We start from the raw sequence: 12,451 nt of genomic DNA on the forward strand, positions 1-12,451 counted from the left end.
ACTATCTTCGAAAGGTTAAAAATTTGTTAATGCATAATTTTTGCGTTGTTTTTATGGGGAAATAATATCAATTGTAAAGATAAATTAAGAGGTGTTTAAAATTACACCGCTTATTTATTAATATGATATTTTCCTGTTTTAAGAATTTAAGGAGTTTTCTTTAACAAATTGAACTACGATTACAACCAGAGTACCTCAACTATTTTTTTTAAACTAACTTAATTTATTATGATGAAAAATCGCTTACAAAAACTGATGCCAAAGGCGACGGGCTTCTTATTGCCCGTTATGCTGTTTTCTATGGGCATGCCACCAACGGCAGCCCATGCAAAATTAAACGAGCCAAATGCTCTTAACGAAAAAATACAATCGATTGTAAATGGTACGGTCACCGATGAAGATGGTATTCCGCTCCCGGGAGCCAGTGTGGTCGTAAAAGGAACATCAATAGGTTCCGTCACCGATTTTGACGGTAACTATTCTATAGAAGTTGCTTCCGATGCCACATTGGTATTTAGCTATATCGGGTATACCACAACAGAAGTTGCTGTTGGGGGACAATCGACGGTGAACGCAAGTCTTGCTATTGACGCAGCCAAACTAGACGAAGTAGTAGTGGTCGGTTATGGTACCCAGAAAAAGAAGAACTTGACAGGTTCAGTGGGTATTGCCGACGCAGAGCGTCTCGAGAACAGGCCCATTACTTCGGCAGGACAAGGATTACAGGGGGTTATACCCAATCTAAATATTTCGATACGAAACGGTGATCCAACAGATAATGCTGAGTTCAACATTCGTGGATTTACCTCAATCAATGGCGGTAGCCCCCTAATCTTGGTCGATGGGGTACCGATGGATTTGGAACGAATCAATCCGAACGACATTAAAAGTATTTCCGTACTTAAAGATGCTTCTGCAGCAGCAGTTTATGGTGCAAGGGGAGCTTTCGGGGTTATTTTGGTAGAAACTAAAAAAGGGAGAATCGGAAAAACCAGTATTAACTTTAGTACCCAACAATCGTATGCCAAGCCGATATTTCATATCGATCCGGTAACCAACCCTTATGACCTCGTCAATTATATTAACAGGGCTACAATCAACACCAGTGGTCAACCCAGATACGATGACGAATTTGTAGCGGGAACACTGAGGTACGTTAACAACCCGACCTTGGAGAACGAATGGGATGTTGTAAACGGAAATCTTAGATATTACGGTAATAACGATTATAACAATCGAGCCATTGCCGATTTCGCACCACAGCAAACCTATGATTTTAGCATAAGTGGAGCTAATGAAAAGGCTTCGTATTACGCTTCTTTCGGGTATCTGAAAAAAGATGGGTATATCAACAACAGCGAAAAAAACGAGAAATACAACCGTTACAATATCTTGATGAAGATGGACTTCCAAGTGAATGATTGGTTGAATCTTGATTCGAAGATTGTTTATAACAATCAAAATAGTGATAAACCACACTTTTATAATTGGGATGTGAATATTAATTCCGTGGCGAGGGTTTTACCCATTACGCCCGTAGAATTTCCTGATTTGCCGTATTATCAGACCCCGGGAGACCGTGCGGACTATGAGCAATACATTGGCAAGTACTTTAGCAGCAACATCTTTTTACCGTATTTGGAAGATGGTGGGCGAGATACCTTTGTTGTCGGTGATCTTTGGTTGACCCAAGGTGCTACGATCGAACCTGTAACTGGGTTAAAAATTAGAAGTGAATTTTCGTACAATTCCGTTAATAGAAATGACAAAGACGTTGCTAGTAAAATTGAGGTAATCGATACAGACTTAAATGCTGATCCCATTATCACCAACGGTCTAAGTGGAAATGACTTTATACAAGAGTCCAATAACCGCAACGAATATTATGTTTTTAATGCCTTTGCCGAGTATGAGTTTAATGCTGATCGTACGGAGAAAGATCATTTAGTAAAAGCCATGATCGGTTTTAACCAAGAATGGGGTCATAACAGATATTTCTCTGCCCGTGCACAAACCTTGATAACACCTTTGATCAATAACATCAGCGCGACTACCGGAGCGCAAACCACAGGTGGCAACGAATCGGCTTTCTCATTAAGAGGTGCTTTCTATCGTTTCAACTATATTTATAAAGACCGGTATTTATTTGAAGCGAATGGCCGTTATGATGGTACTTCGCGTTTCCCTTCCGATGATCGCTTCGGATTCTTCCCTTCATTCTCTGCAGGTTGGAACATATCGGAAGAGCCTTTTATGCAAGGAGCTACGGGCTGGTTAGATCAATTTAAGATTCGTGGATCTTGGGGTTCTTTGGGGAATCAATCCGTAGAAGAGGAATATGGAAATTATCCTTATATAACAAGTTTGGGATCAAACACCTCTCCTTTTATTTTAGGCTCGGGCAGAACACCCTATGTTAGCCCAGGAGGTTTGGTAAGCCCTAGTTTAACTTGGGAAACGGTAGAATCTAAAAACGTTGGTATTGATTTAGCTTTTTTCAAGAATAAATTGGCCATTTCGGCGGATTATTTTACCCGCGACACGAAAGACATGTTAATGTCTATAGATTACCCGGGTCTTTTGGGTACCAGTGCACCGGCTAGTAATGCCGCTGATTTGCGTACAAAAGGTTGGGAACTATCCGTCAATTGGCGCGACACCTTTGGTGATTATGGAAGATGGGGTCTAAACTTGGCACTTTCCGATAATCAATCTGAAATCACTAAATACGACAACCCATCAGGCGCGCTTTCAGAATATTATGTGGGCCAACAAGTTGGAGAAATCTGGGGTTATGAAACGGTTGGTATTTTTCAAACTGATGCCGAAGTGGCAGCAGCACCGGATCAATCGCCCATTGGTAACAACTGGTCGGCCGGTGATATTCAATATGCCGATTTGAATGGCGACGGCAAAATAGATAGCGGTAGTTCTACGCTTGATGATCCGGGAGATCGTAAAATAATTGGTAATACGACCGCGCGCTACTCCTTTGGAATCAACCCAGAAGTCAGTTATAAAAATTGGACATTGAACATGTTCTTTCAGGGAGTATTTAGGGATTACCTTCCGAGCAACGGAAACTGGAATGCCTTTTATCCTAACAATGCGAATCTTGTTGAAAAGTATTATCTATCGGAATCATGGAGTCCCGATAACCCGAATGCATATTTTGCAAAGCCTTTGATCGGTACTTCGGATAAGCGTAATATTCTACCCCAATCACGTTACGTTCAAGATGCATCTTACATACGTCTTAAGAATATCACCTTAAGTTATGATTTGCCATCTACCTTACTTGACAAACTCGGGATGAGCAAATTGCAATTATATTTGGCAGGACAGAACTTATGGGAATCAACTAAAATGCATAAACCGCTTGATCCAGAATCGGTATTTACAGTGACCCAAGAATATTATTTACAACGAATTATGACTTTTGGAGTCAATGTATCGTTTTAATCAAAAGAAAATATATTACTATGAAAACATATAGATTTAAAAATATAATGTGGTTTGCGGCGATACTCTTTTTGTTCGGTTGCAACGATGACTTTTTAGAAAGGGTACCGCTTGACAGCGTCAGTGATGCTACCTTTTGGGCTACCGAAAGTGACCTACAGGTGTATAACAACAACTTTTATGACTTGGCCAGAAATGATGATAACGTTCCCATTATGATGGGTCATGACGACTCATTTGATAGTCACAAATATGGCATTTGGTATCTAGACGAAGCCTCCGATAACATTGTGGCGCAGCACAGCAGACATGACCGATATCGTTCTTTACGTGCGGGTATTCATGTAGTGCCGGATGGTGCCCAATGGTATGGTTATAAAGGTTGGAATTTTGTCCGCTCCTTAAATATTGGGTTGAAAAACTATGACCTTGCCAATGTTTCCGAAGAAATTAAAAACAAATATCGCGCTGAAGCACGTCTATTTAGAGGGTGGTTCTACTATGATAAAGTATCAAAATTCGGTGATATTACCTGGTTGGATGAAGAACTTTCTACTGATTCAGAAGCACTTTTTAGTGCGAGAACGCCTAGAGATGAAGTGATGGCCAACGTTCTGGCAGATTTAAACTTTGCTGTAGCAAACATTCCTGAATCATGGGGCGATGGTGGTAACCATGGCCGATTGAATCGTTGGGCCGCCTTATTGGTGAAGTCAAGAATTTGTCTTTTTGAAGGCACGTGGCAAAAATACCATGGTGGCAGTAATAGTGACATGTGGTTAACGGAAGCGGCAAATGCGGCCAAAGAGCTTATAGATAATGGTCCATATTCATTGTATAGTACCGGTGATCCCCAACACGATTATAACGCTTTTCACCGTCAATTAGACCTTGATGGCAACCCAGAAGTTATACTTTGGAGAAAATATGATCCAGGACAATACACGAATCATGTTATGTCATATTGGAGAGGTTATAATGGTGGTGCGACCAAAAGCATGGTGGAAGACTACTTGTGTATTGATGGTGACCCCATAACACTTTCTGATCAGTATGCCGGAGATGCCACCATTGAAGATGTTTTTGTAAACAGAGATCCTCGGTTACGACAAACGATTTTACACCCTGAAGATCGGGAGTTTTATAACTTTGGTAATAGCGGTGACTTTACGTATCCACGAGTTACCGGTATGGTAGGTGGAGAAAAAAGTGCAACGGGCTATCAGATTATAAAGGTTTATGATGTTGCTGCGGCTTATCGGTCGTATAACACTTCATGGACACCCGCAATTACCTTACGTTTGGGCGAAGCACTGTTAAATTATGCAGAAGCTACGGCTGAATTGGGAACCATTACGCAAGATATTTTGGATATGACCATCAATGCGCTGCGCGACCGGGTAGCCATGCCACATCTTGATATCACCAATGTTCCTGTGGATCCAAGATATACGGGTGATGGTGTTTCGCCATTACTAATTGAGATCAGAAGGGAACGTCGTGTTGAATTGTTTATGGAAGGTTTCCGTTACGATGATCTTAGACGTTGGAAACAAGGTTCGAAATTAGCGAAGAAAGATTATGGTTTATTATGGGATGCCGCGGCAGAAGCACGATACGAAGGTGCTACAGTAATTACAGCGGTTGATCCAGAATCTGGAAAAACCTATATTGATCCTTATGGTGGATCAGATTGGGCTAGTCCCCAGTTTGATGAAAACAAACATTATTTGTGGCCTATTCCACTTTCCGAAATTTCTCAAAACCCCGACCTGGGCCAAAATCCTGGTTGGTAACTGAGGTATCATTTAAAAAGACGAAGCCATCCTTATACGATGGCTTTGTTTTTTGAAATTTGTAACATACCTATTAATTTTTAAACTCTTATACCATGCTTTTCAAAAAGGCCCAACGATTCTTATTGTCACTACCACTATTAGGTTTATTAACCGTTAACATTTCCCAGGCACAAGAGGAGACTAAACAAATAGTGCCCAAACTGCAAAATCCGATAAGTGTACCGTACCTGCAGAAAAAATTAAAAAAGGCAGGTCCAAAACTCGTATTGAACCCAAAAATCGAAAAAAACCTTAAAAAGAAACTGAAATCAGATCCCGTGGTTCAGAATCTGTACAAGGCGATACGGGCCAATGCCGTTGAAATTCAAAAAGAGCCGTTGTTGGTTAGAGCGTTGGAAGGTCGACGATTGCTTCATGTCTCACGGGAAATGTTATATCGTATGAATATGTTAGGGATGGTCTATCGCATCGAAAAAGACCCCATCATTTTAAAAAGAATCGATGAAGAATTGAAAGCGGTATGCAATTTCACCGATTGGAACCCCTCACATTACCTTGATGTAGCGGAAATGGCAATGGCCGTGGCCTTTGGTATTGATTGGGCCGGTGAGGCACTGCCTTCAAGTACCATCGAACTAGCTAAAACAGCGCTAATAGAAAAAGGAATCAAGCCCAGCTATAACGAAAAAGGCAATACCGGTTGGGTAGGTGGTAACAATAATTGGAATCAAGTATGCCATGGTGGTATGGTAGCGGCTTCCATTGTCACAGCTGATAAAAATCCGGAATTGGCTGTAAAAACTATCGGTAGGGCTTTAGATAGTATGCCTCAGGCCCTAGTTTCATATGGTCCCGATGGTGTTTATCCAGAAGGTGCTACCTATTGGTCGTATGGCACCTCTTTTACCGTCTTCACCGCCGCCATGTTCGAAAGTGCATTTGGAACGGATTTCGGATTGGCCGAATTTCCGGCCTTAAAGGAAAGCGCCGATTTCAAGGTACTCAGCAACGCCCCCTCGGGTTGGTATTATAATTTTGCCGATTGCGGCGATAAACGTAGTGCACAGGGCGATATTACTTTGGCTTGGTTCGCCTCTAAAACAGGAAATAAAGCCTATTTTGAAGAAGATCGTTTTTTAGCACCCGCCGCAGGTATGGGTAAATTAGCGAGAAATGCCGGTGCCGGATTGGTATGGGTGTCCCAGTATAAAGAAAAGGAAGATCAAGAAACCCCATTGGTCTGGAAAGGCGAAGGCGATAATCCGATTGTAATTTTCAGGCCGGAAGCTAACGATCCCCACCAATACTATTTTGGAGGTAAAGGGGGAAGGGGAACGGTTAATCATGGTAACATGGATGGCGGTTCTTTCATATTCGAGCTCAACGGGGTGCGTTGGTCCATCGATACAGGTAACCAACGGTACCACGATCTTGAAAAGACCGGCTTTAATCTTTGGGACAGATGTCAGGAGTGTGAGCGTTGGACGCTTCTAACCAAAAACAATTTCGGGCATAGTACATTGACCATAAACGACCAACATCATGTGGTTGATGGCAAAGCCGTAATTACCGATTTTAAAGAGGGAAGTCAACCAGAAGCCACCATTGATCTGAGTGCCGCATTTGAAGGACAATTAAAAAGTGCACGCCGTAGATTTGTAAAAGACAGTCCTACATCGTTGCTTATTGAAGACACTTTAGAGGCTTCCGACTCTACGCGGCTGGTGACTTGGCAGCTACTTACGGTTGCGGATGTAGAGCTGGTCAAAGGAGGGGCAATTTTACGTCAGGATGGCAAACAATTAAAATTGGAAAATTTGTCCCATCCTGAAATATCGGCATCTGTAGTTTCCTTAGACCCCGCACCATTGGAATTAGACAGACAAATCGAAAATCTAAAACGGATTGAACTACGAATTCCGGCGTATATTATGAACGATAGAAAAACCACGATTAGGGTTCGTCTTTCAGGAGATTAACATTGAGGGTGGCCTATATTCTATGCAATCTACCTATTGTATTGCACGGTAAAATATAGTATCTTTTTAGTATGCAAAAGACCTTGGTCAGAAACGCTTGATCAAGGTCTTTTAAAACGATAACATCGTGCTTTTTGAATTTGACAATGACATTAACGAATACTTGGTAGTTGTGAGCCCTTCGGAAGCCATATCTAACAATGTCTCCTTTTTTAAAAGATTATATCATGAAAGGTTCGGTCGAGCACGATACATTCAATCAAAAGCGCATGTAAGTCTCTGCCATTTCAATCTACTCGAATCGCGTGAATCTATTTTAAAGCGGGAGTTCGATTTGTATTTGAACCAAATAAAAGGTTTCGAAATGGGCGTATGGGGGTTTCATGGGTTTCAAAAAAACGGCCTAGTATACCTAAAAACCGAGAAAGAGAAAATTATAAGCGTTCAACGGTTACTGACAACTGTTTTACGTCAACGTTTCCATATACCCAAAAAATTAGCTCAAGTATTGCGGGAACCACATATCACTATAGCCCGTAGTGATAGCGCTAGTCAATATTCCCATAGCTGGAATTATTTTAAAGATATAACCTATGAACATCAATTCTTGGTCGATAAAATAACGGTATTGCGTAGAAATGTGGCTAGAAATCAAAAATCACGGTATGAACTCGCATTCGAAGTTCCGCTAGCAAAATGCTAGGCTATTTGTGCAAGCCTCCGGCGATTGGAAGTCACTTTTTCAATACTGGTAATTACCAGTTTTACCAGCTTTTTACAAGGTGAAAGTAAGGCCTAGACTTATATTTGATGAACGATCATTCTCTGAATCGGGTGAGAAACTACTATAAAAGTAATTGTAAAGTGCCGAAACACTTAACACCTTGGTCAATGGCATTTCAGCCTTCAATTGGCATAGAATCCTATGATTGCCAATATAGCGATACAAAGGTTGAAAATATACGGTGCCCGTAAAATCAAGTCTAACCTGTTCCAATGCATGGGTTATCGATAAATAACTACTATTTCTATGATTATAGAATTGTTGATATGGATCGTCTGTTTTTTCTATTTCATACATATAGGCATTACCAAAATATGCCTTGGTATTTTCTTTGGATATCAATTTCAAACGGATACCGGCTCCAATCAAATTCCTGCTCGTAATTGTTAACAGGGTATTGTTCTGGTTTTGTAAAAAAGCTTCCAATCGAAAGAGGTTCGATAGCTTTTGATTATAGCGGAAATGAAGAAACCAAGAATTTTGGAAATCTTCATCCTTACTTCTGATAAGGTTATAGTTGCCGATAAAAAAATAAATCTTTTTAAGATCTTTTGATTTGAGCTGCGTCGTCAAATTAGATCCGACTTGCAAAATGTAACTGCCATTATTGTCCGTATAATCGAATAACAAATCACTTTTCAAGGCAAAACGCACTGAATCACGTTGCATACGTTTTGACTCTATATTGACCAATTGGCTATTTGAATATTGGTAAAAACAAGCAAGTACGATGAGAACGTAAATGTTTTTTATGCGCATTTTGAGCTATTTTAAAAGCTGCAAAGGTATCCAAATTCCGTATAATTTACCAGACCATCGGAAGTGTTCATTGCTATATGGGTTTTCGAACACTGCATTTGAAAAGTTGTGCATCTTGCCGAAAAATTTTCTAATTCTAAAGTGGTCTTAAAAAAAGGAAGGAATACTTACTTCAGCATCCGACCTTATAAATTGGAGTGACCCGTTATGTGAAATAATGATTGATCTTTTCCCAAAACTTATAATCATCCATCGATAGAATTTGACTTTTGGTATAGTCAATTTGGCAGAACTTCTATTCCCTTTTAGTATAAAGACATAAAATTCCACTTTTGAGGTGTTAATTAAAAACACCGATTAAATGAAACTATATCTTATCATAGCAAGCATTCTATTTGTAGAAATGGCTTTTGCCCAAGAAGTCGAGACCAATGCGACATCAAAATTATGGTCGCTAGAAGATTGTATTTCGTACGCCATTGAAAACAATATCACTGTAAAAGATGCCGATTTGAATACGAGCATTTCCGAAGTGGATTATAACAAGGCAAAATCAGCAAGGTTGCCTAACTTATTCGGTAGTGCCTCACAGACTTTTTCAAGCGGTACTTCTATTGACCCAATTACCAGTGATTATGTTTCCGACCAAATTCACAGTACTAATCTAGGCATCAACAGTTCGATGACGCTCTTCCAAGGAAGCCAGGTAAACAATCAAATCAAACAGAACAAATTGTTGCTTGAGCAAAGCGGATTATTGGCAGAGGAAGCTAAAAACAGTATCGTTATCAGCATTTTGGAAACCTATTTACAAGCACTTTTTAGCAAAGAGGGAATTGCCATAGCGGAAAATAACTTGAAGGCCTCGGAAAAAGAGGTGCTGCGAGCTAAATCTAGACTTGATGCCGGGTCTATTGCTTTGAGCGATTATACAGAAGCCCAAAGTCAGGCCGCAACCAATAAATACAACGTCATTGCCGCTAAAAATGATTATGAACAGAATATCATCACCTTAAAGCAATTGTTAGAATTATCGCCTTTGGAAACCTTGGAAATCGAAACCATCGATGAAAATATGGATTTGATAAATCTTGAACTCAACAAAGAGGCAATCTACACCAATGCCTTGGCGTATCTACCGGAGGTTGAAGCCAGCAAGACCAATATCTTAATAAACGAAAAAGAACTAGATATTGCCAAAGGAGGATATTTACCTACACTCGCCCTAACCGGGAGTTTAGGTTCCGGTTACACCAGTATTAACGATAGCGACTTCTCAGACCAATTAGATCTCAATTTCAACCAAAGGTTGGGGCTAAGCTTGACGATTCCAATATTTAATAGAAATCAGACCAAGGCCGCTGTTCAGACGGCATCCATAAATATTGAAAAGGCTGAGATACAAAAGCAAACTGTTGAAAAGGAAGTTATCAAAAAAGTAGAAACGGCATACCAAAACGCATTGTCCTCACAAGAACAATTGGTAGCGGCGGAGGCTTCTGAAGATGCAGCGGAGCAGTCTTACAACCTAGCCCAGAAAAAGTATGAACTGGGAGACTTAAGCACGACAGATTTGGTAATCAGCCAAAACACGTACACCAACGCACAACAGAATTATTTACAGGCAAAATATTTAAACATTTTATACCATCAATTATTACAATTCTATCAAGGAAACGAAATTAAACTTTAATCAAAATGAAAAATAAAAGAAACATCATAATCGGAGGTATTTCTGTAATCGTATTAGCTTTAGTAGCATATAGCTTTATAGGCAGTAACGACACCGCGGTCATAGAAGCAAAGACCGTTGCGGCAAAAAAAGGAAACGTAACCACAATGGTTACGGCAACGGGTACTATTGAACCAACTAACCAAGTGGATGTTGGTACACAAGTATCCGGGGTTGTAGAAAAAATATATGTAGATTATAACAGTGTGGTAACCGAAGGGCAATTGATAGCGGAATTGGATAAAACCAATCTTAAAGCAGCTCAAATCCAGGCCCAAGCTTCGTATGATAATGCTGTTAGTCAACGAAATTATCTACAAACCATTTACGAACGTCAAAAAACGTTGTACGACAACCAAGTAATCAGTAAATCTGATTTTGACGATGCGGTTTATAATTACGAAACGGCAAAAGGAACGGTGATACAGCGCTTATCAGATTTACAATCGGCCAAAACAAACTTGGGATATGCCAATATTTATTCTCCAATTAATGGGGTAGTGCTTTCCAGAGCTATCGAGGAAGGCCAAACCGTGGCTGCAAGTTATAGTACGCCAACACTCTTTACCATTGCGGAAGACTTAAAGGAAATGCAGGTAGAAGCTGATGTTGATGAAGCGGATATAGGTGAGGTAAAAGACGGACAACGTGTTAGTTTTACGGTAGACGCCTATCAGGGTCAAGAGTTCGAAGGAGTGGTTACCCAAGTAAGATTAGACCCTACGATAACTTCAAATGTTGTCACCTATACGGTAGTCATCAAGGCTGATAATCCTGATTTAAAACTAAAACCAGGGTTGACAGCTACTATTTCAATTTATACGCTAGAATTAAAAAATGTGTTATCGGTGGAAGCAAAAGCTATCAATTTTAAGCCAACACCTCCTGAAATGATGGCCTATAACGAGCAACAAAACATTAGTGTAGATAGACCGAAAGACGGACCAAGGCCAACTGAAGATGGTGCAACCAAGGTATGGGTGTTGGAGGCCAACGGAGCTATTTCTCCAAAAGAGGTAACACTTGGTGCCAGTGACGGTGTACAGGTACAAATTTTGGATGGAATTAGCGAAAATGACAAATTGGTTTACAGTTTAAAATCGGAAAACACGGAAACTACCGCATCATCAGGTGCTAAAGATGAAAGTCCGTTTATGCCACAACGTCCGGGAGGAAAGAAAAAATAACGACCATGAGCAAAGAAATCATAAAAATAGAGGACCTAAAACGTGAGTTTACCATGGGTACTGAAACGGTTCATGCATTAAAAGGGATCTCCTTTACGATTCGGGAAGGTGAATTTGTGACCATAATGGGGTCGAGTGGTTCAGGCAAGAGTACCATGCTTAATATTTTAGGCTGTTTAGACCAACCAACCTCGGGAACTTATGAGATTGATGGTGTAAGTATGAAGGACCTTAGTAGAAATGATTTGGCGACCATCAGAAATGAGAAAATCGGATTTATATTTCAATCCTATAACCTGTTAGCCAGAACCACTGCCATAGAAAATGTAGAGCTGCCACTTTTGTATAACAGTAAAGTTTCTACCGAAGAGCGTAGGGAACGTGCTATCAAAGCCTTAAATATGGTCGGACTGGGGGATAGATTACATCATACGCCTTCACAACTTTCAGGGGGACAACAACAACGTGTTGCCATTGCCAGGTCTCTGGTGAACAATCCTGTGATGATTCTTGCCGATGAGGCAACGGGAAACTTAGACACAAGAACATCGTATGAAATTATGTCGCTGTTTCAAGATTTGAATAGGCAGGGCATTACCATCACATTTGTAACCCATGAGCCAGATATTGCCATGTTCAGCAATAGAACCATAGTGTTAAAAGATGGGAATATCATTCAAGATTACATGAATGAAAATATACAATCGGCATCAAACGAACTGGCAAAACTGCCTCAAGAAAACCATTGA

At 40.3% G+C, this 12,451-nt stretch carries 8 protein-coding genes; 7 read left to right on the forward strand and 1 reads right to left on the reverse strand.

The window, feature by feature from the left end; genetic code table 11:
- Positions 1-228: 228 nt before the first annotated feature.
- The 4 genes from AACZ88_RS00470 (at position 229) to AACZ88_RS00485 (ending at position 7,943) form a co-directional block, all read left to right on the forward strand.
- Positions 229-3,462 carry a TonB-dependent receptor gene (locus AACZ88_RS00470; RefSeq protein ID WP_339704573.1) on the forward strand — a complete coding sequence of 1,078 codons (3,234 nt, stop codon included), beginning with the start codon at positions 229-231 and terminating at the stop codon, positions 3,460-3,462.
- A 20-nt stretch (positions 3,463-3,482) separates the two neighbouring features.
- Entirely contained in the window at positions 3,483-5,258 is a 1,776-nt protein-coding gene (locus tag AACZ88_RS00475) for a RagB/SusD family nutrient uptake outer membrane protein (RefSeq protein ID WP_339704576.1), read from the forward strand.
- A 95-nt stretch (positions 5,259-5,353) separates the two neighbouring features.
- Positions 5,354-7,240 carry a heparinase II/III family protein gene (locus tag AACZ88_RS00480; RefSeq protein ID WP_339704579.1) on the forward strand — a complete coding sequence of 629 codons (1,887 nt, stop codon included), beginning with the start codon at positions 5,354-5,356 and terminating at the stop codon, positions 7,238-7,240.
- Positions 7,241-7,367: 127 nt separating this feature from the next.
- Positions 7,368-7,943, forward strand: a complete 576-nt coding sequence (locus AACZ88_RS00485) for a 2'-5' RNA ligase family protein (protein ID WP_339704582.1) — start codon at positions 7,368-7,370, stop codon at positions 7,941-7,943.
- Positions 7,944-8,015: 72 nt separating this feature from the next.
- On the opposite strand, the gene AACZ88_RS00490 is transcribed toward AACZ88_RS00485, so the two are convergent.
- Positions 8,016-8,783, reverse strand: a complete 768-nt coding sequence (locus tag AACZ88_RS00490; RefSeq protein ID WP_339704585.1) for a DUF481 domain-containing protein — start codon at positions 8,781-8,783, stop codon at positions 8,016-8,018.
- Positions 8,784-9,144: 361 nt separating this feature from the next.
- Here AACZ88_RS00490 and AACZ88_RS00495 point away from each other — a divergent pair, with 361 nt between their 5' ends.
- From AACZ88_RS00495 to AACZ88_RS00505, 3 genes are read left to right on the forward strand one after another with little or no spacing between them, the layout of a single operon-like run.
- A complete protein-coding gene (locus tag AACZ88_RS00495; protein WP_339704588.1) occupies positions 9,145-10,476 on the forward strand; it encodes a TolC family protein in 1,332 nt (443 codons plus the stop codon).
- Positions 10,477-10,481: 5 nt separating this feature from the next.
- Entirely contained in the window at positions 10,482-11,702 is a 1,221-nt protein-coding gene (locus AACZ88_RS00500) for an efflux RND transporter periplasmic adaptor subunit (RefSeq protein ID WP_339704591.1), read from the forward strand.
- A 5-nt stretch (positions 11,703-11,707) separates the two neighbouring features.
- Positions 11,708-12,451: an ABC transporter ATP-binding protein gene (locus tag AACZ88_RS00505; protein ID WP_339704593.1), complete on the forward strand. Its 744-nt coding sequence runs from the start codon at positions 11,708-11,710 to the stop codon at positions 12,449-12,451.

Source organism: uncultured Kriegella sp. (assembly GCF_963975415.1).
Taxonomy (GTDB): Bacteria; Bacteroidota; Bacteroidia; order Flavobacteriales; family Flavobacteriaceae; genus Kriegella.